Genomic DNA, 22510 nt, shown 5'->3' on the forward strand with positions numbered 1-22510 from the left:
CGCCTTAGGTTGCGGCGGAGACGTTTCCGTAGTTGCGGCAACCCTGCACGTCAATACGCTGCAAGTGGCTCAAATCGGTTCAGTCCGAACTGGAAGCGTTTCCGCGTCCCCAGCGCGGTGTCGCGGCGGGTTGATCGGGGATCAGCGGTTCCGTGGCAACCGGCGGCTGGTCGGGCGCGGCGGGCGCGACGTCTTCGTCGGCGCCGGCAAACAGCGGCACGCCGCGGCTACGCAAGACAAGCACCAGAACGGCGCCGGCGATGATGCCGCCGATATGGCAGGCCCAGGAGATCTGATCCTCGCCGCCGGCGGCAAACATCACCACCTGGAAAAGGACCCACAGGATGAGCGGGATGAAGGCCGGAATGCGCAGCGGGATGCGGGCGAAGGCCAACACCCAGACCTTCACCCTGGGATAAAGGATCAGATAGGCGACGACCACGCCGGCGATGGCGCCCGAGGCACCGATCAGCGGCACCTGCGAGTCCCAGGCGACGAGGCCCTGGAAGGCGGCGCCGGCGATCGCGCACAACAGGTAGAAGATGAGGTAGCGGATGTGACCGAGCGCGTCCTCGACATTGTCGCCGAACACCCACAGGAACAGCATGTTGCCGCCGAGGTGGAAGATGTCGGCATGCAGGAAGGAATAGGTGAGGTAGCTCAGGCTTTCGGGGATGACGATAAAACGGGGATCGAGCTCGGCGGTGTCATGGACGACCGACGGGATGAAGCCGAGACCAAGCACGGCGGCATTGGAGAAACTCTCGCCGCCGAGCGCGGTGACGAGGTAGACCAGGGCGTTGACCACGATCAGCCCGATGGTCACATATTGCAGGCGGATGTGGCGCAGCCTGTTGGTGTCGTAAAGCGGGATGAACATGCCCCAGGCCCTCTTCCGCTTTCGACAATCAGCGGTTCTTGCCGGGAACCCATAGCACGTCGGCGTTTCCGTTGTCATTGACCGCCCGGGCGGCGACAAACAGGAAATCCGAGACGCGGTTGATGTATTTCAGACCGTCGCGGTTGACGTGCTCGTTCGGGTCCTGGGCCAGTGCGACCATCAGCCTTTCGGCTCGCCTTGCCACGGTGCGGGCAAGGTGAAGTGCCGCCGCCGCCGCTGTGCCGCCATTGAGCACGAAGGATTTGAGCGGCTGAAGCTCCTTGTTGAGAAGGTCGATGTCCTTTTCGACCCGGTCGGTCTGCACGGCGACGATGCGAAGCGGCTCATAGCCGAGCGGCTTGCCGTCGTCGGGTACGGCGAGATCGGCGCCGAGATCGAACAGATCGTTCTGGATGCGGGACAGCATGGCGTCGATCGCGGGATGGGCCGCGGCCGTGTGGACCCTGGCGATGCCGATGCAGGCATTGGCCTCGTCGACCGTGCCGTAGGCCTCTACCCGCAGATCGGATTTCAGCCGCCTCTCGCCGGTGCCGAGGCCCGTGGTGCCATCATCGCCGGTGCGGGTGTAGATCTTGTTGAGCTTGACCATTTCGCCTCCCCGGCCGCCGGCATCCTCACTTGCGGGTGAAATACACCGCCAGCAGGATCAGCACCAGCGCCACGGCCTGCAGCATGACTCGCGCCTGCATCAGCTTGTTCGAGGTGACGCCGGAGCCGCCGCGCATCATGTTGATGAGGCCGCGAACAAGCACGACCGCAACGGCGACCATGACCAGAATGGCGAGAATGTTGAAGACGGTTGCCATTGCTTCGTTCCAGTTGGTTGGCGTTCAGGCGCGTTTGGCCATCAGGCGGTAAAGCATCGATGCCGGCAGGATGCGTCTGAGCACCGCGCCGATCCTGGCGGGCACTGTTACCACATAGTGCGGGCGTGGGCGCCGCGACAGAAGTGCATGGCGCAGCGCCGCATGAACCACTTCCGGCCCTGGCTTCAAGGCCGATTGGCTGCCGCCGGCCCGCAGTCGCTCGAGTTGCGCCGCATAGTCCACGCGGTGCACGGAATTCTCGTGGTCGATGTTGCTGAGAAACCAAATGAGGCCATTGCTGGCGATCTTCGACTTCACCGGCCCCGGCTCGATCAGCGAAACGTGGACGCCGCTGCCGGCCAGTTCCTGGCGCTGGCAGAGCATCAAGGCCTCCAGTGCGTGCTTCGACGCCGAATAGGCGCCGCGAAAGCGCACCGGCACGAGGCCAAGGATCGAGGAGCAGTGGACGATGCGGCCCTGACCCTGGCGGCGCATCACCGGCACCAGCCGGCGGGTCAAATCATGCCAGCCGAAGAAATTCGCCTCGAACTGCTGCTTGAGCGCGGCAACGGGCAGATCCTCGACGGCGCCCGGCTGCGCATACGCGCCGTTGTTGAACAGGGCGTCGAGCCGGCCGCCGGTGCGGTCGAGCACCGCCGTCACCAGCGCGGCGATGGAGTCCGGCTCGCAATAATCGAGATAGAAGGCCTCGATGCCATCGGCTTCGAGCGCGGCGATGTCCTGTGGCTTGCGCGCCGTTGCGAACACCCGCCAGCCTTCCGCCTTCAACGCGCGGGCGCAGTACGCGCCTATTCCCGAAGACGCACCGGTGATGATAATCGAGCGCAACTTCCGCGCCGGACCGTTCGTGGTTTCGCCAAGGGTTGCCATTTGCCGCAATCCCTTCCCATATTCCCGGCGTGGAGACAATTGGAGGGCGCGGTTCTTGTTGCGGAAGATCGTAGCCCTCAAGCGGGTCCTCTACGACGCACTTGGCCATTTCAACACCGATGACGGCTGGGCGATGGCCAGCCATCTGGCGATCACCTCGCTGATGGCGCTGTTCCCGTTCCTGATCTTCGCGACGACGCTGGCGAGCTTCCTCGGCGCGCAGGCGTTCTCCGACACGGCCGTGCATCTGGTCTTCGACACCTGGCCCGAACAGATCGCCAAGCCGATCGCGCGCGAAGTGCTCAATGTGCTGACCGTCAGGCGCACCGACCTTTTGACCTATGGTGTGGTGCTTGCGGCCTATTTTGCCTCGAACGGCATCGAGGCGCTGCGCACGTCGCTCAACCGCGCCTACCGCGTCTCGGAAACGCGCGGCATCATCTACCGCCGGGTGCAGAGCATCATCTTCGTTCTCATCGCCACGGCCGGTTTCCTGGCGATCAGCGTGCTCCTGGTGTTCGCGCCGCTGCTGGCGCGGCTCGCGGAAGCCCATATCGACTGGATCAAGCCCTATATGGGCACCATTACGCTATGGCGTTACGTCATCGCTTCGGCGGTCATTGTCGGCGGATTGTTTGCCGTCCATTTCTGGCTGCCGGCGGGCAAGCGCCGCTTCGTCTCGCTGGTGCCGGGCATCGTCTTCACGCTGGCGGCATGGCTTATCGGTTCGACCATCTTCGCCACCTATCTCGACCACTTCTCGTCCTATGTGACGACCTATGCCGGCCTGGCCTCGATCATGATCGCCGTGGTCTTCCTCTACATGGTGTCGGCGATCTTCATCCTCGGCGGCGAGCTCAATGCCGCGATCAGCCGCTACCTGGAGGCGCGTGCGCGGGTGGGATGACAGGGCGAATTGAGGAATTGAAGAACTGAAAAATTGGAGAAAAAGCGGGCCATATCCGGCGCTGTCTGTGCTTCTTCCTCAATTCCTCAATTCCTCAATTCCTCAATTCCTCAATTCCTCAATTCCTCAATTCCACAGTTCTTCCCTTGGCCTGCCGCGCCGTTGCCAGGCCGACGCCGAATGTCGTGATCGCCATGCCGGCAATCTGAAGTGCGTTGAGCTGCTCGTCGAACAGGGCCCAGGCGATGATCGCCGTCACCGCCGGCACCAGGTAGAACAGCGAGGCCACCTTCGACATCTCGCCGTCGCGGATCATCACCATCAGCAGGAAGATGGCGCCGAGCGACAGCACCAGCACCAGCCAGGCCATGGCGAAGATGAGTTCGCCATTGATGACGACCGTGTGGGTTTCGAAGGCGAGGGAGGCGACGAGCATCAGCGAGCCACCGCCGACATATTGCCACATGGTCGCCGCGACGAGGTCGCCGCCGGAGGCAAAGCGCTTCTGCCAGATGGTGCCGGCGCTCATGCCGAGCACCGAAACCAGCGAGGCTGTCAATGTCGCCGCGGTCACGCCGCCGCCGAGCGCGCCGAGCTTCGGCCACAGCACGATGACGATACCGATGAGGCCGATGCCAAGGCCAAGCCAGTGACGCGGCAGGATCGCCTCGCCGAGGAATTTGCCGGCCAGCACCGCCGTGATCAGCGGCTGCAGGCCGACGATGAGGGCCGAAAAGCCGGCCGGCATGCCCCTGTGGATGGCCCAGAACACAGCGCCGAGATAGACGCCATGCATCAGGATGCCCGCGCCGGTGGCATGCAGCGCCTCCTCGCGGGTGGCTTTTTTCGAACCCAATACAAGCATCAGGACGGCCAGCAGGATGGCGGCGATGACGAACCGCGCGGCGAGGAAGGTGAACGGCTCCGCCCATGGCATGGCGTAGCGCGCGCCAATGAAGCCGGTCGCCCACAGAACGACGAAGGTGGCGGGAATGAACCGCTTGATGCTGTGCATGTTCCGGAGTCCGCCGCACTGGAGAGAATTGCCGTGGCGATGCTCTAATCCCGTTCACCCCGGCGCGCAAAGCGAAACGGTTGATCCATAGATCACCGGAATTCAACGCCGGCCCATCTGGGGGTGGCTTCTTGGTTTCACCGGGCTCAAAGCCCGACCATTCGCCTGATGTCGTCAGGCGATGCGCCGGCATGGCGCAAGGCGGCAAGGCCGGTATCGCCCAGGCTCTTCGACAGTTTTCGTCCGTCGGGCCCGAGGATGAGACGATGATGGAAATAGGCGGGTTGCGGCAGTCCCAGGAGTTCCTGCAGCAGGCGCTGCACGCCGGTGGCGGAAAACAGATCCTGGCCACGCACGATGTGGCTGACGCCTTGCAGGGCATCGTCCATGACGACGGCGAGGTGGTAGCTGGTCGGGATATCGCGGCGCGCCACGATCACGTCGCCCCAGTCCTGCGGACGGGCTTCGATCGAGCGTGTCGCGGAAAGCGTCTCGTCGGCGAATTCGGTCCAAGACAGGTCCTTGCCGACACGCGCCAAGGCGGCATCGACATCCAGCCGCCAGGCGAAGGGCGCATTCCCGGCGATCCGCCGCTGGCGTTCCTTGACTGGCAGCGCCTTGTCCGCGGCGGGGTAGAGCGGCACGCCATCGGGATCGCGCGGCCAATCGCGCCCACGCTTTTCGCTGTCGGCGATGAAGGCGCGGATCTCGCCACGGCTCATGAAGGCGGGATAGACGAGTTCCTCCCGGACCAGCCGCTCGAGCACCGCCTGGTATTCGGCGAAATGCTCGGACTGGCGGCGCACCGGCTCTTCCCAGCCAAGCCCCAGCCATTTCAGGTCGGCAAGCACGTCGGCCTCGAATTGCGGCGTGCAGCGCGTCGTGTCGATATCCTCGATGCGCAGCAGCAGGCGGCCGTCCGCCCGTGCCGCCAGCTTCCGGTTGAGCAGCGCCGAATAGGCGTGGCCGAGATGCAGGTCGCCATTGGGGCTGGGCGCGAAGCGGAATGTCAGGAGTGTCATCTCTGCGGCGGCAATCGGGTTGTGCGGCGGTTTTGCCAATTGCTACCGTGCTGCCGGTTCAGGAACAAGAAAGCATGCAGCGTATCGCGACATCGGACGACATTGCCCGGGGGCTCGATGCGCTTTGCGTGATCGACCCGCGCCTGGAAAAGGTGCGCGGCATGGCCGGCGAGGTGCCGCTGCGGCTGTCCGAACCGGGGTTTCGAAGCCTGGCGTCGATCGTCGTCTCGCAGCAAGTGTCCCGCGCCAGCGCCGATGCGATCTTCGGCCGGCTGACCAAGCTCGTCGATCCGCTGACGCCGCAGGCGATCCTGGCCGCCGGCGAGGACATGTTTCGCGAGGCCGGCCTGTCGCGGCCGAAGCAGCGCGGCCTGATCGCAATTGCGCAGGCCGTGGTCGACGGCCTCGACCTGCATCACCTCTGTTCGCTCGATGCCGAGGAGGCGATCACGACGATGACGGCGGTGTCCGGCATCGGTCCGTGGACGGCGGAAGTGTACCTGTTGTTTGCCGCCGGGCACCCCGACATTTTCCCCGCGCGTGATGTCGCGCTGCAGAGCGCGGTCGGCCACGCGCTCGGCATCGAGCCGCGTCCGCCGGAGAAAACGCTGATCGCATTGGCCGAATCATGGAGCCCGTGGCGAGGTGTCGCATCGCGGCTTTTCTGGTCCTATTATCGTGAAACCAGAGGGCGGGACGCCGCGCCGCCGGCCTGAATCCGCGAAAAATCATAAAAATCATGCATTTTTGGCGCTTCAGCGACGCGACAATCCGCTTCACATCCCTGTCATGTCGGGCTTACAGTATCCGTGCCGTTCGGGTCTAGAACCAAGGAGGTGAACACGTGACGGTTGCCGTATCTCCGGATGGGCTTCCAGCACTGGTGCTGAATGCGGATTACCGTCCGCTCAGCTATTACCCCTTGTCGCTCTGGTCGTGGCAGGACGCCATTAAGGCGGTGTTCCTCGACCGGGTGAACATCGTCGCCGAATACGAGCACGCCGTCTCCTCGCCGACCTTCTCGATGAAGCTGCCGAGCGTTGTCAGTCTTAAGGCCTATGTGAAGCCCTCCAGGCACCCGGCCTTCACCCGCTTCAACGTCTTCCTGCGCGATCGCTTCCAGTGCCAATATTGCGGCACGCCGGAGGACCTGACCTTCGATCACGTCATCCCACGCCATCGCGGCGGCGCGACGACGTGGGAGAATGTCGTTGCCGCCTGCTCGCCGTGCAATTTGAGGAAGGGCGGCATGATGCCGGCGCACGCCAAGATGTGGCCGCTGCAGAAGCCTTTCCAGCCGACGGTTCACGATCTGCACAACAATGGCCGCCTGTTCCCGCCCAACCATCTGCATGAAAGCTGGATGGATTATCTCTACTGGGATGTCGAACTCGAACCATAGAGTTCGGCACAAATCCGCCATGCTGGCCGCCTGACGCAGCTTTCTGCGCTTCCGGTGCTCACGTACTTCAGTACGCTCCGCTCCGGTTCTCGAAAGCCGCGCCTATCCGACTCAGCCCGGCGAATTTTTGCGCGAACTCTGCGTCACGCCGTTCAATCGAATTGGCTTAGTCGCGGGTGAGGGCGCCGCGGAAAGCGACGGCGGCGAGGATCAGGCTGGCGATGGCGTTCCAGCCGGCCAGCGACAGGCCGAGGATGCGCAAAGCGGCCTTGTCGCAGGATGGCGGCACGAATTTGTCGAGCGCGTCGAGCACGCCCTTGCCGCCGGTGTCGACCGGTCCGGCGCCTGCGGTACAATCGGTCGGGCCGGCCCACCACTGCCATTCGACGCCGGAGTGGTAGACGCCGAGATAGAGGCCGTAGAGCATCAGGATGCCGCCGACGGCCAGCAGGCCGCGCGTCAGCCAGCTGGGTGCGTGCAGCATCGACGCAATCACCGCCAGCACCATCAGCGGGACGCCGATATAGTAGGGCGTGCGCTGTTCGAGGCAGAGGTGGCAGGGGATGTAGCCGCCGAGATACTGGAAGCCGAGCGCCGAGCCAACGGTGGCGGCCATGGCGACGGCGAGGAACAAGGCGGTCAGCGTGCGCTGGCGTCCGGTGTCGGCATTCATGGTCGCTGTCATTTCAATCGGTCCGTCCGGCTCGCAATGGTTCTGTTCAGAACGCGTATTTGACCAGGATATAGAGCAAAATCAGGGCAACCGCGCCGGCGCCGGCGATCAGGCCGAGGCGCTTTTCGATGAATTCGCGGATCGGTTCGCCATAGCGGCGCAGCAGCCAGGCGAGCAGCAGGAAGCGGGCGCCGCGGGCCACGATCGCCAGTACGATGAACAGCAGCAAATTGACGCCGATGACACCGGACAGGATCGTCACCACCTTGATCGGCGGCAGGTGGGCGGCACCCGATGTGATCAGCATCAGGACGATGAAGCCGACGCCGGCGCCCGCGCGCAGTTGCTCGAACTCGTCGTACTTGCCGTAGAATTCGAGGATCGGCCTGGCGACCGCGTCATAGGCATAGTGGCCGATGAACCAGCCGGCGATGCCGCCCAGCACCGAGGCGACGGTGGCGATCAGCGCATAGCGGTAGGCGCGATCCGGCCGCGACAGCGCCATCGGCAGATAGAGCACGTCGGCCGGCACCAGGAACACCGAGCTTTCGACGAAGGCGATGAAGGCCAGCCACCATTCGGCGGATTTGCGGGCCGCCAGCGACAGGGTCCAGTCGTAAAGTCCGCGAAGCATCGGCACTCCTAATGCGTGTCGTTCAATTGCAGGCAGGTTGGGGTGTAACGGCATGCACAGAACAAAGACCCAGCGCACGCCATCCGTCCCCGCAGACGTGCCGCGCTTTGATGCGCCGCCTGTCTAGAAAGATTTTCCGCGCTGCACAATGGCAGCCCCGTCACGAAATCGAAAGGCGCAGTTTGGTCGCATCCGGGGCGACGAGGAATTGGCCAGTTGACGAACAGCCCTCCAACCGTATAGTCCCGCGCCATCCAGGCCGCCCGGCCTGAGCCCCTATGGCGGAATTGGTAGACGCGCTCGACTCAAAATCGAGTTCCGCAAGGAGTGCTGGTTCGATCCCGGCTAGGGGCACCACCCTTCGCTCTCCGAGCTTCGGGTGGCGGGCCACTCGAAGTTCAATAGACGAAGGACGTCACGGTCGCTTTGGCTCCCGATACGTCTCAGCAGGCGATCAACACGCTTTGCGCGCCACGCTGGGGTCGCCGTCATTGGCCGGGCCGATCTCGCCAGCTGCCAGCAATTCGTCGAATGTCCGTTCTAGATCGGCGCTGTCATCGGCTGCCGGTCCGCTGGGCGGATCCTGGCGTGTCAGCGTTTCCAGCCTTTGGTGAAGCTGGCGGTTCTCGTTGCGGCAACGGGCATGCGCGAGTTCGTCGGTCATGCCGCGCAAGCGGAGATCGGCGAGTTGAACCTTCACCGCGCCACAGTCTCGGCGCGCCGCGTCGCGCTCCTGGCGTAATTTCGCAATCTCGGTTTCCGAGGTTTGGCGCCGATGCTCGGCCACGTCCTCGGCGCGCTGCCCGGCGCTCGGCGTTGCGCGGACCACGCTTTGATCGGGGGCGCTGCGCTGGAGCGAGCGCAACCTCTTTTCAAGTTCCACGGCCCGTTCCTGCGCGGCGGCGGCGCAATCGCCGAGAACGCCGCGCTGATGCTCGACCGTGGACAGCCGCGCCTGCAGGTCCTGCTGTACAAGCATCTGCGCAGATAGTTTGCCGGTCAGTCGTTCGTTGTGGAGCTGGTAGTCCGCGACCTTGGAACGAAGCAGCATGGCGGCCTGTTGCAAGCTGGCGAGCCGCGATGCAACGTCCTCACGCGCCTGCTCGGCGGCTTGCCTGGTCATGGTCTCGTCGCGGAGTTGCCCCGACACGCGCGCCAGGTTCCGTCCCAGGCGCTCGACCTCGACATTCGCTTCGAGGAACCGTGTTGCGCGCTGGCCGGCATGCCTATCCGCCTGCGCAATGGTCTGCCGTGCCCTGTTGAGTTGGACCTCCAGGTCGGCGATGGTCTTGCTTGCGATCGATAGCTCGCGCGATTTTCGCCCAAGCTCTTTCGAGGTGCGATCCTGCAAGCGTTGCAGCTTCGCCACCTCTTCCTGCAAGTCCCATTTGTCCGTATCGGGAGCGTCGGCATCGTGCGTTTGCGCATCGAGCCTGGCCACATGGTCCTCAACCAACGACCACGCCAAGTCGTCATCGTTGGACAAGAGCGAGGAGCCGCGCATGGCGTGGACCTGACTCGAGCCCGTCCGGGCCGAAGTCGAGCCGAGGGAGGCGGCCAGCGTGTCTGACTGGGCCAATCCGGTCACGGGCTCCTCTTCGAAGAGAGGCAAAGCTTGATGCGTGGCGGCTCGGATGCTTCGAATCAGTTCTTCGAAGTCTTCGTCGGCCCTTCGGACAACGGCGCTGTCGTTCGCACTGATGTGCCGGGCGCCGTTGGCCTCATGATTCAGCGACATTTTTCTCTCATCGCGGACCGAATCACTAGACTATCGTGCATCAAGGACAAGAATGCGAGTAGATCTTGCCGGGTTTCACCGGAAAATTGCTGCAAAAAATCTCGTTTTTTTGAAGCGGAAGTCGATCTTAGCGCTTGCCTCTTGGGCAATCGAAGTAAAGTCCCGGCCACCTCTGTGTCAAATATTGCAGCGAAAATGTGCCATCCTTCCAGAACCGCACCCTTGCCTTTTCTCAGCGCCGCCCCAACAAGCTCTTCATGCGGTTGCGCAGCAGGCGGGCCATGTTGCGGGTTTCGCGGTAGAGGTGCAGTTGCGAGGCGGCCTGGCGGGTGAGGCGGTCGGCGTCCGGCGTCAGGCCGATCACCAGCGTGCCCATCGGCTTGCGCTCGGCCCATAGCCGGCTCATCACCGGATGGTCGGGCACGGCGCAGGAATCGGTCATCATGATGTTGGGATCGTCGAGATGCTGCCTGGTCACCTCGATCATCAGCAAGGTGCCCGGCGAATAGCTGGCCAGCGTCTCGTCATAGGCGGTCTTCCAGGTGTAGGCGATGCCGGCTTCGACGAAGACGATCAGGCAGGCAATGGTGCGGCCGTCGAGCGTCAGCGAATGGATGCGGCACATGTCCTGCTCGGCCAGCCGGTGCACGGCTTCGCGGGCGAAGGCGGCGCGGAAACGGTCGATCGCCATGGCGGTGCGTTCGCGGCCCTTCCAGCCGGCCGCCTCCAGCGTCAGGAAGTTCTCGATGGCGTGGCGGATGTCTTCGGGGCCGCGCGCCACGACATGCTCCAGCCTGCCGAGGTCGCCGAGGCGCCGCTTCAGCCGCCGGAATTCGCGATAATGGTGCGAACGCAGCGAGGCCTTCAGATAATCATCGCCGTCGCGCTCGCTCTCCAGCGCCGGGCGCAGGGTCTGGCCGGTGGTGACCAGCATCAGGCCGCGCGTCTCGGCCACGGTGGCAAACAGGCTCGCCACCGGGCCATCGAGCCGGACATCGGGCAGGACGAACACTTTCGGCAGCTTGAGATGCGGGCGCGACAGCATCGAGAAGAAATCCTCGACGACGCCCACCGGGTCGTCGCGGTCGACCAGCGGCGTGCCGAGCGGACCGAACGGGCTCGACCATGTGCGCATCACCGGCACGCCGAGCGGCACCACCGGCCGTTCCACCGAGAACGGCACCAGGAGGCGCAGCCGGTTGCGGTATTCGTCGCCGTCGCGGATGACCGCCAGCCGCACCTCGCGATCCTCCAGCCGCGGCATGGCGGGCGCAAGGAAACGCGGGTTGAAGAACACGTTGGGCTCGACCGTGCGGGCGCAGAGATAATCCAGTTCCTCGACCAGGTCGAAACCGGCGGATGCCGGGTAGATGGCGAGCTTGCGCTCGGGCCGGTTGTTGGCGAGAATCTCGATATGGGCGGGGTCGGCGTCACGGGTCAGCCCGGCAAGGCCCGACACCATGGCGCCGGCGGTGCCGCCGCTGGTTTCCTCAAGCAACGGGATGGCAGCCATCACGCGGCTCCTTTCGCAGGCACGAAGATAAGCATGACGATGCCGAGCTTGCGCCACACCGTGAAGGACAGCGCGCCGGCTTCGAAGATCATGGCAAAGGCGGTGGCCATGGCCGCGCCCCACAGGCCGAACATCGGGATCAGCATCACGTTGAGGGCGATGTTGAAGGCCAGCGTCATGGCATAGACGGCGGCGCAGATGTTCTGGTTGCCGCTCATCGTCAGCAGGCTTTCGCAGGGGCCGACGGCGGCGCGCGCCGCGACGCCGAAGACGAGCAGGAACAGCAAGGGATAGCCGCTGCTGAATTCCGGGCCGAACAGCACCAGCATCGGCTCGCCGAGCGCCAGCACCAGCAGCGCCATCAACAGCGAAGGCCAGAACGTCCACGACACCGTCTCGCGGGCAAAGGCGGCGAGCCTTTGCGGGTCGCCATGGGTGAACTGGGCGTAGCGCTGGGCAACGCCGGCCTTGACGGCGAAGTAGACGAAATGCACCAGCGCCAGGGTCTTCACCGTGGCGAAATAGACGGCGACGTCATTGGGGTCCATATAGGCGCCGACCATCAGCACGTCGGCATTGGTCAGCAGGAAGAAGAAGCTCTCGACCAGGAAGATCGGCAGCGAGACGACGAACCATTGCGCGAAATGGACCTTCATCGGCCCGGCCGGAATCTGCCGTTCCATGCGCTGGGTGACACCGATAAGCTGGCCGAGCGTTGTGGCGTAGGTGGCGGCGATCGAGGCGAAGATCGCGGTCTTTGCGTCAGGAGCATAGCCCGCCAGCAGCATCAGCGCCATGAACAGCAGGATCAGCACCGGCCGCACCAGATAGGTCGGCGACAGGGCAAACAGCGCCCAGCTGTTGGCGCGTGCCAGGCCCGACAGAAGGTCGGACATGGCGATCATCGGCAGGCAGATGACGCCGAGGATGAACGGGATCACATAGTAGCTCTCGATCCAGGGTGCCGCCAGCCAGACGCCGAGCGCGCCGAGCCCGGCAATCAGCGTCGAGGCGATCAGCACGAACAGACGGCTGGCCAGCACGATGCCGCGCAACTCGTCCATCAAGCCGCGCTCGCGGTATTCGGGAATGTAGCGGATGACGGAGGTGTGGAAGCCCAGGCAGGCGAGATTGCCGACGATGACCATCGTCACCCAGACGAGGACGAAGATGCCGTACTCGAACGAGCCCATCCAGCGTGCCATCAGCACCTGGCTGACGAAGGCAATGACGGCGCTGACGATGCGGACCGAGAAGGCGATAACCGACATGCGGCTGGCCTCGCCGCGCTCGTCGGCGGTGAACAGCACAGCATCGATGCGGCCAAGCAACGGCCCCATGCGCAGCGCCCAACGCTGCGGCAAGAACCGCCCGGCAGTCGTGGCCGCGGAAAAGCGCACCCCGATTTCTCTCCGTTTTCCGCTTCTTTTTCAGGCGTTGGTGTAGCGGAGACACATTAAGAAACGGTTGGGTGAGGAATTTCCTTCGCCCCGTCCCTATACGGGGAGAACGTGCCGGCAGGCGGATGAGGGGCGGCACAGGCGTTTGAGGTTTGCGCCGCTGTTTCATCATCGCCGAGGCGCGCAGCACGGAGACGTTGCCGATCAGGATAGCACCCGGCTTTATCGCAAGATCGTGCCTCAGATGGTGCCTTGGCTGCCAGAGGATGAGGCCGCGCAGCTGAAGTTCGAGTTCGAGGCGGCTTAGTCGGCGGGACATCGCCCCCCTCTGGCCTGCCGGCCATCTCCCCCTCAGGTGGGGAGATGGGCTAATCGCGAACGTCGGCGCCGCCCCTTATCCGGCCCCGCGGGCCACCTTCTCCCCGTATAGTGACGGGGAGAAGGGAAGCGCCGCGCTCTTACGCAAAAGCCCCATGGCAGTGCTTGTACTTCTTTCCCGATCCGCAGGGGCAGGCTTCGTTGCGGCCGACTTTGCCCCAGGTGGCCTGGTTGTTGGGGTCGCGGTCTTCGGGGGCGACGATTGCGGTTGTCTCCGGGCGGACCAGGAGGGCGGTTTCGCCGCCTTCGAAGTCGTTCTCGCCGGTTGTGCCGTCGATATGGGTGCCGAACATGTCGGGGGCTTCCGGAGGCGGGGCTTCGGCGGCCTGACGGACCAGTTCGACGCGCATCAGCTGCGCGGTGACGGCCTGGCGCAGATTGCCGAGCATCGCCTGGAAGAGCTCGAACGCCTCGCCCTTGTACTCCTGCAGCGGATCGCGCTGGGCGTAGCCGCGGAAGCCGACGACCGAGCGCAGATGGTCGAGATTGACGATGTGTTCGCGCCACAGATGGTCGAGCGTCTGCAGCACCACCGAGCGCTCGACGTAATTCATCACCTCGGGGCCAAAACGCTCGGCGCGCTCCTTGGCGGCGGCTTCGGCGGCCTGCGCGATGCGCTCGCGGATGTCGTCCTCGGCGATGCCCTCTTCCTTGGCCCAGTCCTCGACCGGCAGGTCGAGGTTCAGGAACTCGGCGATCTCGGCCTTCAGCCCGGCAACGTTCCACTGCTCGGCATAGGCATTTTCGGGAATGGCCTTGGCGACGATCTCGTCGATGACGCCTTCGCGCATCTCGGCGATCGTTTCGGAGAGGCCTTCGCCGTCCATCAGTTCGATGCGCTGCTCGAACACCACCTTGCGCTGGTCGTTGGAGACGTCGTCATATTTCAACAGGTTCTTGCGGATGTCGAAGTTGCGCGCCTCGACCTTCTTCTGCGCCTTTTCCAGCGCCTTGTTGATCCACGGATGGATGATCGCCTCGTCTTCCTTGAGGCCGAGCTTCTGCAGCATGCCGTCCATGCGCTCGGAGCCGAAGATGCGCATCAGATCGTCCTGCAGCGACAGGAAGAATTTCGAGCGGCCGGGGTCGCCTTGTCTTCCTGAACGACCTCTAAGCTGGTTGTCGATGCGGCGCGATTCGTGGCGTTCGGTGGCCAGCACATAGAGGCCGCCGGCGGCCAGCGCCTTTTCCTTCAGCCGCTCAATGTCGGCAATGATTTCCTTTTCCCGCGCCTCGCGTTCGGGGCCGGCCGGCATGTCGCCGAGCTCTTCCTCGATCCGCATCTCGGCATTGCCGCCGAGCTTGATGTCGGTGCCGCGGCCGGCCATGTTGGTGGCGATGGTGATGGCGCCGGGCTTGCCTGCCTGGGCGACGATCGCCGCCTCGCGCTCGTGATGGCGAGCGTTCAGCACTTCGAAATCGGTAAAACCTTCCTTGCGCAGGCGCTCGGCCAGCTGCTCGGATTTTTCGATGGAGGTGGTGCCGACCAGCGTCGGCTGGCCCTTGGCGCTGGCTTCGCGGATCTCCCTGACGATCGCCTTGTATTTCTCCTCGACCGTCCGATAGACCTCGTCGTCCTCGTCGATGCGGATCACCGGCAGATTGGTCGGGATCTCGGTGACTTCGAGGCCGTAGATGTTGCCGAATTCCTCTGCCTCGGTCAGCGCCGTGCCGGTCATGCCGGACAGCTTCTTGTAGAGGCGGAAATAGTTCTGGAAGGTGACGGAGGCGAGCGTCTGGTTCTCCGGCTGGATCGCCACATGCTCCTTGGCTTCGAGCGCCTGGTGCAGGCCTTCCGAATAGCGGCGGCCCGGCATCATGCGGCCGGTGAACTCGTCGATGATGACGATCTCGCCGTTGCGGACGATATAGTCCTTGTCCTTCTGGAACAGCCGGTGCGCCTTCAGCGCGTTGTTGACGTGGTGGACGATGGCGACGTTCTCGACGTCGTAGAGCGACTCGCCCTTGAGCAGGCCGGCGTCGCGCAAAAGGTTCTCGAGTTTCTCGGTGCCTTCCTCGGTGAAGATCGAGGTCTTCTGCTTCTCGTCGATCTCATAATCCTGCGGCTGCAACTGGATGATGAAGGTGTCGATGGTGTTGTACATTTCCGAACGGTCCTCGAGCGGACCGGAAATGATCAACGGCGTGCGTGCCTCGTCGACCAGGATGGAATCGACTTCGTCGACAATCGCGTAATTGTGACCGCGCTGCACCATCTGGGCGCGCTCGTATTTCATGTTGTCGCGCAGATAGTCGAAGCCGAGCTCGTTGTTGGTGGCGTAGGTGACATCGGCGGCGTAGGCGGCGCTGCGCTCCTCGTCGGACAGGCCGTGGACGATGACGCCGACCGAGAGGCCGAGGAATTTGTAGACGCGGCCCATCCATTCGGAGTCGCGGGTGGCCAGATAGTCGTTGACGGTGACGACGTGGACGCCCTTGCCGGCAAGCGCGTTGAGGTAGACCGGCAGCGTCGCGACCAGGGTCTTGCCCTCGCCAGTGCGCATCTCGGCAATGCCGCCATTGTGCAGCACCATGCCGCCGATCAGCTGGACATCGAAGGGGCGCATGCCGAGCACGCGGCGCGCGGCCTCGCGGGCGGTGGCGAAGGCCGGCACCAACAGATCGTCGAGCGTGGCGCCGTTGGCGATGTCCTGGCGGAATTTCGCGGTGCGGCCGACCAATTCCTCATCGGAAAGCGCCCGCATCTCGTTTTCCATGGCGTTGATCGCCTCGACACGGGGCCGGGTCGATTTGACCCGACGGTCGTTGGAGGAACCGAAAACCTTACGGGCGAGACCGCCGAGACTGACCATCCAATGGTCCTTTCGATAGAATTCTCAATCTTGAGATGAGCGCCGGGCGGCCCCATCAATTCCACGTGAACGTGGACAAACACAAAAAGCGCCCGGAAAACGGTTCTGGACGCAAAGTCGTTGGACAGATAAGAGGGGGCTCAACTGATGTCAACGCCGCGCTGGCCCTGCTGGCTGCGCCAAATTCCGCCACAATCTGGCCGATCTGGAAGCACCCCTCTTAACAATCCCCACCGGAGTCCCCCTATGTCCCTGTTGTTTCGCCGCGCGTCGCTCGCCAGCCTTGGCTTGGCCGTCGGCCTGTCGGCCCTTTCGCTCTCGCCTGTGATGGCGCAGCAAACCGCTCCCGCTCCAGCGGATGCAGCAGCGCCAGCCGCGGCACCGGTCGATCCCAATAAGGTTATCGCCACGGTCAACGGTCAGCCCCTGACCGAAGCAGATCTGGTGCTTGCCGAAGGGGAATTGTCGCAGCAGTTCGCACAATTGCCGCCCGAGCAGCGCCGTGCCGCCGCCCTTTCGGCTGCCATCGAGATCCGCGTCATGGCCGCCCAGGCGGTCACCACAGGGCTCGACAAGGATCCCGACTTCCAGCGCCGCATGGCCTTCCTGCAGCAGCGCGCGCTGCATGGCGAGATGGTCGAGAAGGGTGTCGTCGACAAGGTCACCGACGCCGAGGTCCGCGCCCGTTACGACCAGGAAATCGCCAACACGCCGCCCACCAACGAGCTGCATGCCCGTCACATCCTCGTGAAGACGAAGGAAGAGGCCGAGGCGATCATCAAGCAGCTCGACGGCGGCGCCGACTTCCAGAAGCTCGCCAACGAGCACACCAGCGATCCGTCAGGCAAGACCAGCGGCGGCGATCTCGGCTGGTTCGGACCTGGCCAGATGGTGCCGGAGTTCGACAAGGCGGCCTCCGCGCTCGAGGTCGGCAAATACACCGAGCAGCCGGTGCAAACGCAGTTCGGCTGGCATGTCATCAAGCTTGAAGACAAGCGCACCAAGCAGCCGCCGGCCTTCGACGACGTCAAGGACCAGGCCAAGCAGGCGGTCATCCGCGACAAGTATTTCGCGCTGGTCAAGTCGCTGCGCGCCGGCGCCAAGGTCGAGATCCCCGACGCCAACCTGAAGAAGGCGGTCGATACGCTGGAAAGCGCCAAGTAAGACTGGCAGCTTTTTGAAAAGGGGCGCGGCAGCCAGGGGTTGCCGCGCCCTTTTTCATTCATTGCCGTCTTTACGAGGCAGGCGCCGCTATGCCTCGCATCACGTAGTTGACGGCCTTGCCGATGGTCGCTTCGTCCTCGTCGAGCCGGTTGGTCAGCAGATGTCTCCAGGCGAAGGAGGCGATCAGGTCGGCGACAACAGCTGAATCGATTTCGGCCGGGATTTCGCCCCTTGCCTTGGCGCGTTCGATGATCTGGGCGGTATGGGACCGTCGGCCCAGTGAGTAGTCGGCAAGGGCCGCGGCCGCGGTCTCGTCCGACTGTGCCTCGGCGATCAGCGACCGGAACACGCTTCCCGACGATGTCTCGCGCCAGTGGGCGAACAGGTTCTTCAGGAAGCCGACGAGATCCTCCTCCAGCCGCCCGGTATCGGGAACATCGACGCGCTTCTGGCGCTGGTAGACCTCAAGCAGCAACGCCGCCTTGCTCGGCCACCAGCGATAGATGGTGGGTTTGCCGGCGCGGGCCCGCCGCGCCACCGCCTCGATCGAGAAACCGGCATAACCGGCTTCGACCAGTACGGTCTCGGCGGCTTGGAGAATGGCCTCGGCGCTGTCGGGATTGCGCCGCGCACCGATCGATCTGCGCGCCGGATCGGCGTCCTCGGCCATCTCTGTCGTCCTCGCCAAACACTTCGCCGGCAATATAGGTGACCCGACACTCAAACGAAACGGCGCGTTTTAAAGCTTCTGGAGGCTGGCAAGGTCGGGGCAGGGGTTGGTCGTTTTTCTGGAACCTTACCGGCGTGTTGGTTGGCGAGGCCCCAAAGCAAAACCCGCCGGACGGCGGGTCACTGGCGCAAATCAGCACCATGGACGAAAATGTAGCATAGCTGCTCTCACCCTGTCAAGAATAAATTCCTATTGAGATGAACGCGGCGGGCGCAAACTGGCTGACACCGCCGGACCGGCCGTCGGACGATGTCTACTGCATGGCTTGCGACGTCTCGGAGCCCTGCTCCGAGGGGCGAGTTCGAGCTCCCGGACAAGAGCGACGAAAACGCCCTTGCGCCGGCGCGGTCTATCGGGCAAACCGGCCTTCCCTTGCGATTTTCCCGCCCGAGGCCTCCATGTCCACGACGATTTCGCCGCTTGCGCCGAAGAAATACCCGAAAATGCCAGAAATCGAGGGGGTGCGCATCGCCACCGCCGAGGCCGGGATAAAGTACAAGGGCCGCACCGATCTTTTGACCATGGTCTTCGATGAAGGCACTGCGGTCGCCGGCGTGTTCACGAAATCGAAATGCCCCTCGGCGCCGGTCGATTTCTGCCGGCAGAATCTCGGCGCGGGCAAGGCGCGGGTGCTGGTCGTCAATTCCGGCAACGCCAATGCCTTCACCGGCAAGAAGGGCCGCGAGTCGACCGCACTGACCGGCGAGGCGGCGGCGAAGGCGGCCGGCTGCACGGCAGCGGAGGTTTTCATGGCCTCGACCGGCGTCATCGGCGAGCCGCTCGACACCAGCAAATTCAGCCATCTGCTCGCGGGGCTGGTCAGCAAGGGCAAGCCCGAGCTGTGGACCGAAGCGGCAAAGGCGATCATGACCACGGATACCTATCCGAAAGTGGCGACCGCGACCGTCAAGCTCGGCGACACCGATGTCACCATCAACGGCATTTCCAAGGGCGCCGGCATGATCGCGCCCGACATGGCGACGATGCTCTCCTTCATCGCCACCGACGCGCCGATCGCCGCACCTGTCCTGCAGGATCTGTTGTCGCGCGGCACGGCCAAGACTTTCAACGCGGTCACCGTCGACAGCGACACCTCGACCAGCGACACGCTGCTGATCTTCGCCACCGGCAAGGCCGCCAGGCGCGGCGCGCCGGAGATAACCGATCCCAAGGATGCCCGTCTCGGCACGTTCCGCCGGGCGCTCGGCAAGGTGCTGAAATCGCTGGCGCTGCAGGTGGTGCGCGACGGCGAAGGCGCCCGCAAGCAGGTCGAAGTCACCGTCACCGGCGCCAAATCGGCGCGCTCGGCCAAGCGCATCGCGCTGTCGATCGCCAATTCGCCGCTGGTCAAGACGGCAGTCGCCGGCGAGGACGCCAATTGGGGCCGCGTCGTCATGGCCGTCGGCAAGGCCGGCGAACCCGCCGATCGCGACCGGCTGTCGATCTGGTTCGGCGACAACAGGCTGGCGCATGAAGGCGAGCGCGACCCCGGCTATTCCGAGGCGGCGACGTCGGCCTACATGAAGCGCGACGATATCCGCATCCGCGCCGATATCGGCATTGGCCGTGGCAAGGCGACGGTGTGGACCTGCGACCTCACCAAGGAATATGTCGCCATCAATGGCGATTACCGGAGCTGACGGTTTTGAGCTCCAGGCATCCGGCAAGCATGCTCGCGATCGTGCGCCGTTACGAGGCGGCCGGCTTTCGCGCCTGGCCGGCGGCCGCCGTCCACTATGACGGCACCTGGGTGGTGCGGCTGACCGCCGGCCATCCGGCCAAGCGGCTGAACTCGGTCAATCCGCTCGATCCCGGCGACATCCAGCACATTGCCGACCGTATCGGCCGGGCCAGCCGCCGTTTCGATGCCTATGGCAGGCCGCTGACATTCCGTATGTCGCCGTTGTCGGGTCCCGATCTTGCCAGTCATCTCGACCGTGAGGGATGGAGCCGGTTCGACGAGTCGCTGGTCATGCGGCTGCCGCTGGCCGATGCGCAACTCGACGCTGCCATGGACCAGATCCCGCTGAAAGACATCAGCCGCTTCATCGGCGCGTCGCTCAAGGTCAGCGGTTCGGATGTTTCGCTGCGCCCCGGCCTGTCGGAGATCATCGGCGCCATCCAGCCCGAAGCCGGGCTGTTCGCGCTCGAAGATGGATCAGAAGCGCTGGCGACGCTGATCTGCGTGCATGACGGCGATCTCGCCGGCCTGTTCGAAGTCGCCACCGACAAGTCGGCACGCAACAGGGGCCACGGCCGCAACCTGATCCTGTCGGCACTGAAATGGGCACGGCTGCGGGGCGCACGGGAAGCCTGGCTGCAAGTCGAGGCCAACAATGTGCCGGCACTGGCGCTCTACCATTCGCTCGGCTTCGAGGAAGTCTATCGCTACCACTACCGCCGGCCGCCGGGTCATGAATGATGTCGTGATTGCCGGCAAGCGCCTGCTGCTGGTCGCCGCCTGCGCGCTGGTCGATGCCGACGGCCGGGTGCTTTTGGCGCAGCGGCCTCAGGGTAAGCAACTTGCCGGGCTGTGGGAATTTCCCGGCGGCAAGGTCGAGCCGGGCGAGACGCCCGAACAATGCATCATTCGCGAACTGCATGAGGAAATCGGCATCGAAACCGACATCCCGTGCCTGGCGCCGCTCACTTTCGCCAGCCATTCCTACGACGATTTCCACCTGCTGATGCCGCTGTTCATCTGCCGCCGCTTTCGCGGTATCGCGCAGCCCAGGGAAGGGCAGGCGCTGAAATGGGTGCGGCCGAAGCAGATGCGCGATTACCCGATGCCGCCGGCCGATGAGCCGCTGATCCCGTTCCTCATCGATCTTCTCTGAGGCTCCCGTCCGGCCGGTTCCTGGCCGAGGCGTTGTATCAGCCAGCATTAATGGAAGATTTATCTCGTCGTGAAAAATTGAAGCATGGCCGTTCGCGGCCGAGCCGTCGATTGCCGGGGAGCGATAGCATGAGCCTAGACAGGGATTGGGACTCGATCCGGCCCGAGCGGGGGTTTCGCGCCGCCGATGCGGGCATGGGCATATTGCGCATAACGCTTCTGTTCGGTTCGGCCGCGGTGGCGCTGGCGCTGATCGCAACCCCTTTCCTCGACAGCCAGACACGCTCGCTGTCGGTCCGTGACGGTTTCGGCGGGCTCGACATGGCGGCCACAGGCTCGATCGGCCATCGCGAAACCTACACGCTGCGCCGCAGCGTGCTGCAGCCGCAGCCGAGCTCGGTCTGCATCATCAGGTCCAATGGCCGGAGCAGCGGCGACTGCTGACATGGTTAAGAAATTTCGCAAAGGCGGCGGTTTCACCGCCTGTTAAGCCTTTGCCGTTAACCTTTCTTAACAGGTCGGCTGTAAGGTCCCGGACAGAGGGGTTGAGGCCATGAAAGCAGTGCTGCTGGGTTTTCTGAACGACGAGACCGGCGCCACGGCCGTCGAATATGGCGTGATCATCGCCGTGCTGTCGCTGGCCATCGTCGGCGGTATCGGTGAGGTCCGCGACGGGATCATCTGGCTGTTCAGCGACAACAACAGCAAGCTTGCGAACGCTTTCGCACCCACTCCCTGATCCGGCTTTCCCGCGCCTGGGGCAGGATCATTGCCCGTCGGGCGCCTCCAGGATTGTTTTCAGCGAGACCTTGGCCGACCCTGGCTTCAGCGGTTTTTGCTGCGAAGCGTCGGGCGCCCAGCCGGACATCCAGACAATCGAGAAACTTGCCCTGACGCGGCCGTCGGGGTCGGAAAACCGCTCGGCGTAGATTTCCGCCGCGCGGGCAAACAGCTTGCGCGAGCCCGGGCGCCGGCTGCGATCGGTGAGCGCATTGGTCTCGCCCATGGCCCGCAGATCCGCGATCAGGTTGAACAGGCTGGCATAGCGCACCGTCACCGTCTCGACGTCGGCGACCGGCAGAGCGAGACCGGCGCGCTGCAGCAGCGCACCGGCATCGCGCACGTCGGTGAACGGGGCGACACGCGGGCTGGCGCCGCCGTAAAGCTCGGTCTCGGCCGCAAGCAGGCTTTCGCGCAACTCGAAAAGCGTACCGGCGCCGGCAAAGGCGCCGAGGAAAAGCCCATCCGGCCGCAACGCACGGCGGATCTGGATCAGTATGCCTGGGATGTCGTTCATGGCCTGCAGCGACAAGAGCGACACCGCCAGATCGAGGCTTTCCGGCTCGAACGGCACGGTTTCAAGCGGTGCGATCAGGCCGGCATCGCCACCGCTCAGGAAAGCCGTATCCGTCTCGACGCGGACAATGTCGGCGACCTTGCCGCTTTCAGCGAGCGTTTCGGCCGCCGCCGGCGTCTGGCAAAACAGCACGGCCGCCTTGCCGAACCGGCGCTCGACGGCGCCCAGCCGGTCGGCAAGGTCCTCGGCCGTGCGGCGCATGAGGAAGTCCGCGCCGTCGACCGGACGGGCAAGCGCGCGCCGCTTGTGCGTCAGCCACAGAGAGGTATCCATTATTGGCTGCAACGGGCAGATCCTTTGTTTGTCCACGCTCCGAGATCGTTGATATAG

23 protein-coding genes and 1 tRNA gene are annotated in these 22510 nt (G+C 64.2%); 10 read left to right on the top strand and 14 right to left on the bottom strand.

The features are described 5' to 3' along the window. Nucleotides 1–79: 79 nt before the first annotated feature. The 4 genes from RPF88_RS28065 to RPF88_RS28080 are packed head-to-tail and all read right to left on the bottom strand — an operon-like array spanning nucleotide 80 to nucleotide 2598. The gene (locus RPF88_RS28065) at nucleotides 80–880 is read right to left on the bottom strand and encodes a rhomboid family intramembrane serine protease (protein ID WP_337123572.1); all 801 of its coding nucleotides are present in this window, start codon (nucleotides 878–880) and stop codon (nucleotides 80–82) included. Between the two features lie 28 nt (nucleotides 881–908). Next, nucleotides 909–1490, bottom strand: a complete 582-nt coding sequence (locus RPF88_RS28070) for a cob(I)yrinic acid a,c-diamide adenosyltransferase (protein ID WP_013529427.1) — start codon at nucleotides 1488–1490, stop codon at nucleotides 909–911. Between the two features lie 25 nt (nucleotides 1491–1515). Beyond that, nucleotides 1516–1707, bottom strand: a complete 192-nt coding sequence (locus RPF88_RS28075; protein WP_013529428.1) for a twin transmembrane helix small protein — start codon at nucleotides 1705–1707, stop codon at nucleotides 1516–1518. Nucleotides 1708–1731: 24 nt separating this feature from the next. Then, entirely contained in the window at nucleotides 1732–2598 is an 867-nt protein-coding gene (locus RPF88_RS28080) for an SDR family oxidoreductase (protein ID WP_082827492.1), read from the bottom strand. Between the two features lie 55 nt (nucleotides 2599–2653). Between RPF88_RS28080 and RPF88_RS28085 the strand changes: the two genes are divergently transcribed. Further along, nucleotides 2654–3505: a YihY/virulence factor BrkB family protein gene (locus RPF88_RS28085; protein ID WP_013529430.1), complete on the top strand. Its 852-nt coding sequence runs from the start codon at nucleotides 2654–2656 to the stop codon at nucleotides 3503–3505. A 118-nt stretch (nucleotides 3506–3623) separates the two neighbouring features. Here the strand turns inward: RPF88_RS28085 and RPF88_RS28090 are convergent, their stop codons facing one another. Continuing rightward, nucleotides 3624–4520 carry a DMT family transporter gene (locus RPF88_RS28090; protein ID WP_063169083.1) on the bottom strand — a complete coding sequence of 299 codons (897 nt, stop codon included), beginning with the start codon at nucleotides 4518–4520 and terminating at the stop codon, nucleotides 3624–3626. 146 nt (nucleotides 4521–4666) lie between these two features. Beyond that, nucleotides 4667–5542 (bottom strand): tRNA glutamyl-Q(34) synthetase GluQRS, encoded by an 876-nt coding sequence (gene gluQRS / locus RPF88_RS28095; protein ID WP_337123573.1) that lies wholly within the window; start codon nucleotides 5540–5542, stop codon nucleotides 4667–4669. Between the two features lie 74 nt (nucleotides 5543–5616). On the opposite strand from gluQRS, the gene RPF88_RS28100 reads away from it, so the two are divergent. Beyond that, the gene (locus RPF88_RS28100) at nucleotides 5617–6258 is read left to right on the top strand and encodes a DNA-3-methyladenine glycosylase family protein (RefSeq protein WP_013529433.1); all 642 of its coding nucleotides are present in this window, start codon (nucleotides 5617–5619) and stop codon (nucleotides 6256–6258) included. A gap of 128 nt (nucleotides 6259–6386) precedes the next feature. After that, nucleotides 6387–6944: an HNH endonuclease gene (locus RPF88_RS28105; RefSeq protein WP_006328497.1), complete on the top strand. Its 558-nt coding sequence runs from the start codon at nucleotides 6387–6389 to the stop codon at nucleotides 6942–6944. Between the two features lie 166 nt (nucleotides 6945–7110). On the opposite strand, the gene RPF88_RS28110 is transcribed toward RPF88_RS28105, so the two are convergent. Both RPF88_RS28110 and RPF88_RS28115 read right to left on the bottom strand, forming a co-directional pair. Further along, entirely contained in the window at nucleotides 7111–7629 is a 519-nt protein-coding gene (locus tag RPF88_RS28110; protein ID WP_013529434.1) for a disulfide bond formation protein B, read from the bottom strand. A 34-nt stretch (nucleotides 7630–7663) separates the two neighbouring features. Continuing rightward, nucleotides 7664–8251 carry a YqaA family protein gene (locus tag RPF88_RS28115; protein WP_013529435.1) on the bottom strand — a complete coding sequence of 196 codons (588 nt, stop codon included), beginning with the start codon at nucleotides 8249–8251 and terminating at the stop codon, nucleotides 7664–7666. A 272-nt stretch (nucleotides 8252–8523) separates the two neighbouring features. On the opposite strand from RPF88_RS28115, the gene RPF88_RS28120 reads away from it, so the two are divergent. Continuing rightward, nucleotides 8524–8608: transfer RNA gene (locus RPF88_RS28120), tRNA-Leu, on the top strand. Nucleotides 8609–8705: 97 nt separating this feature from the next. Here RPF88_RS28120 and RPF88_RS28125 read toward each other — a convergent pair. The 4 genes from RPF88_RS28125 to secA form a co-directional block, all read right to left on the bottom strand. Then, nucleotides 8706–9989 (bottom strand): hypothetical protein, encoded by a 1284-nt coding sequence (locus RPF88_RS28125; RefSeq protein ID WP_337123574.1) that lies wholly within the window; start codon nucleotides 9987–9989, stop codon nucleotides 8706–8708. Between the two features lie 232 nt (nucleotides 9990–10221). Continuing rightward, on the bottom strand, nucleotides 10222–11502 hold the full coding sequence (locus RPF88_RS28130; protein ID WP_013529437.1) for a GNAT family N-acetyltransferase: 1281 nt from the start codon (nucleotides 11500–11502) through the stop codon (nucleotides 10222–10224). Then, a complete protein-coding gene (locus RPF88_RS28135) occupies nucleotides 11502–12902 on the bottom strand; it encodes a lipopolysaccharide biosynthesis protein (RefSeq protein WP_063169078.1) in 1401 nt (466 codons plus the stop codon). The genes RPF88_RS28130 and RPF88_RS28135 overlap by 1 nt, the downstream gene beginning before the upstream one ends. Nucleotides 12903–13360: 458 nt before the next feature. Then, on the bottom strand, nucleotides 13361–16093 hold the full coding sequence (gene secA / locus RPF88_RS28140) for a preprotein translocase subunit SecA (protein ID WP_013529439.1): 2733 nt from the start codon (nucleotides 16091–16093) through the stop codon (nucleotides 13361–13363). A 246-nt stretch (nucleotides 16094–16339) separates the two neighbouring features. Between secA and RPF88_RS28145 the strand changes: the two genes are divergently transcribed. Further along, complete coding sequence (locus tag RPF88_RS28145; RefSeq protein WP_024503787.1) at nucleotides 16340–17257, top strand: peptidylprolyl isomerase; 918 nt, start codon at nucleotides 16340–16342, stop codon at nucleotides 17255–17257. Nucleotides 17258–17327: 70 nt separating this feature from the next. Here RPF88_RS28145 and RPF88_RS28150 read toward each other — a convergent pair whose 3' ends face one another. Then, entirely contained in the window at nucleotides 17328–17927 is a 600-nt protein-coding gene (locus tag RPF88_RS28150) for a TetR/AcrR family transcriptional regulator (RefSeq protein ID WP_024503788.1), read from the bottom strand. Between the two features lie 458 nt (nucleotides 17928–18385). Here RPF88_RS28150 and argJ point away from each other — a divergent pair, with 458 nt between their 5' ends. The 5 genes from argJ (at nucleotide 18386) to RPF88_RS28175 (ending at nucleotide 21562) form a co-directional block, all read left to right on the top strand. Further along, entirely contained in the window at nucleotides 18386–19627 is a 1242-nt protein-coding gene (gene argJ / locus RPF88_RS28155; protein ID WP_063169075.1) for a bifunctional glutamate N-acetyltransferase/amino-acid acetyltransferase ArgJ, read from the top strand. Between the two features lie 29 nt (nucleotides 19628–19656). Next, nucleotides 19657–20409, top strand: a complete 753-nt coding sequence (locus tag RPF88_RS28160; RefSeq protein ID WP_013529443.1) for a GNAT family N-acetyltransferase — start codon at nucleotides 19657–19659, stop codon at nucleotides 20407–20409. Next, nucleotides 20402–20824 carry a (deoxy)nucleoside triphosphate pyrophosphohydrolase gene (locus tag RPF88_RS28165; protein WP_024503790.1) on the top strand — a complete coding sequence of 141 codons (423 nt, stop codon included), beginning with the start codon at nucleotides 20402–20404 and terminating at the stop codon, nucleotides 20822–20824. Before RPF88_RS28160 ends, RPF88_RS28165 begins: the two co-directional genes overlap by 8 nt. 128 nt (nucleotides 20825–20952) lie before the next feature. Beyond that, nucleotides 20953–21267: a hypothetical protein gene (locus RPF88_RS28170; protein ID WP_224674414.1), complete on the top strand. Its 315-nt coding sequence runs from the start codon at nucleotides 20953–20955 to the stop codon at nucleotides 21265–21267. A gap of 109 nt (nucleotides 21268–21376) precedes the next feature. Beyond that, a complete protein-coding gene (locus RPF88_RS28175) occupies nucleotides 21377–21562 on the top strand; it encodes a Flp family type IVb pilin (RefSeq protein ID WP_013529446.1) in 186 nt (61 codons plus the stop codon). Nucleotides 21563–21589: 27 nt separating this feature from the next. Here the strand turns inward: RPF88_RS28175 and RPF88_RS28180 are convergent, their stop codons facing one another. Next, the gene (locus RPF88_RS28180; protein WP_337123575.1) at nucleotides 21590–22465 is read right to left on the bottom strand and encodes a class I SAM-dependent methyltransferase; all 876 of its coding nucleotides are present in this window, start codon (nucleotides 22463–22465) and stop codon (nucleotides 21590–21592) included. Between the last annotated feature and the right edge of the window lie 45 nt (nucleotides 22466–22510).

The sequence above is a fragment of the Mesorhizobium sp. ISC11 genome (genome assembly GCF_037162595.1).
Classification (GTDB): Bacteria; Pseudomonadota; Alphaproteobacteria; order Rhizobiales; family Rhizobiaceae; genus Mesorhizobium; species Mesorhizobium ciceri.

What these genes read in the sequence shown, in the direction of transcription:
- RPF88_RS28065 (WP_337123572.1), bottom strand. Translation starts at nt 880, where the DNA reads ATGTTCATCCCGCTTTACGACACCAACAGGCTGCGCCACATCCGCCTG.
- RPF88_RS28070 (WP_013529427.1), bottom strand. Translation starts at nt 1,490, where the DNA reads ATGGTCAAGCTCAACAAGATCTACACCCGCACCGGCGATGATGGCACC.
- RPF88_RS28075 (WP_013529428.1), bottom strand. Translation starts at nt 1,707, where the DNA reads ATGGCAACCGTCTTCAACATTCTCGCCATTCTGGTCATGGTCGCCGTT.
- RPF88_RS28080 (WP_082827492.1), bottom strand. Translation starts at nt 2,598, where the DNA reads ATGGCAACCCTTGGCGAAACCACGAACGGTCCGGCGCGGAAGTTGCGC.
- RPF88_RS28090 (WP_063169083.1), bottom strand. Translation starts at nt 4,520, where the DNA reads ATGCACAGCATCAAGCGGTTCATTCCCGCCACCTTCGTCGTTCTGTGG.
- gluQRS (WP_337123573.1), bottom strand. Translation starts at nt 5,542, where the DNA reads ATGACACTCCTGACATTCCGCTTCGCGCCCAGCCCCAATGGCGACCTG.
- RPF88_RS28100 (WP_013529433.1), top strand. Translation starts at nt 5,617, where the DNA reads ATGCAGCGTATCGCGACATCGGACGACATTGCCCGGGGGCTCGATGCG.
- RPF88_RS28110 (WP_013529434.1), bottom strand. Translation starts at nt 7,629, where the DNA reads ATGACAGCGACCATGAATGCCGACACCGGACGCCAGCGCACGCTGACC.
- RPF88_RS28115 (WP_013529435.1), bottom strand. Translation starts at nt 8,251, where the DNA reads ATGCTTCGCGGACTTTACGACTGGACCCTGTCGCTGGCGGCCCGCAAA.
- RPF88_RS28125 (WP_337123574.1), bottom strand. Translation starts at nt 9,989, where the DNA reads ATGTCGCTGAATCATGAGGCCAACGGCGCCCGGCACATCAGTGCGAAC.
- RPF88_RS28130 (WP_013529437.1), bottom strand. Translation starts at nt 11,502, where the DNA reads ATGGCTGCCATCCCGTTGCTTGAGGAAACCAGCGGCGGCACCGCCGGC.
- secA (WP_013529439.1), bottom strand. Translation starts at nt 16,093, where the DNA reads ATGGTCAGTCTCGGCGGTCTCGCCCGTAAGGTTTTCGGTTCCTCCAAC.
- RPF88_RS28145 (WP_024503787.1), top strand. Translation starts at nt 16,340, where the DNA reads ATGTCCCTGTTGTTTCGCCGCGCGTCGCTCGCCAGCCTTGGCTTGGCC.
- RPF88_RS28150 (WP_024503788.1), bottom strand. Translation starts at nt 17,927, where the DNA reads ATGGCCGAGGACGCCGATCCGGCGCGCAGATCGATCGGTGCGCGGCGC.
- argJ (WP_063169075.1), top strand. Translation starts at nt 18,386, where the DNA reads ATGTCCACGACGATTTCGCCGCTTGCGCCGAAGAAATACCCGAAAATG.
- RPF88_RS28160 (WP_013529443.1), top strand. Translation starts at nt 19,657, where the DNA reads ATGCTCGCGATCGTGCGCCGTTACGAGGCGGCCGGCTTTCGCGCCTGG.
- RPF88_RS28165 (WP_024503790.1), top strand. Translation starts at nt 20,402, where the DNA reads ATGAATGATGTCGTGATTGCCGGCAAGCGCCTGCTGCTGGTCGCCGCC.
- RPF88_RS28170 (WP_224674414.1), top strand. Translation starts at nt 20,953, where the DNA reads ATGAGCCTAGACAGGGATTGGGACTCGATCCGGCCCGAGCGGGGGTTT.
- RPF88_RS28175 (WP_013529446.1), top strand. Translation starts at nt 21,377, where the DNA reads ATGAAAGCAGTGCTGCTGGGTTTTCTGAACGACGAGACCGGCGCCACG.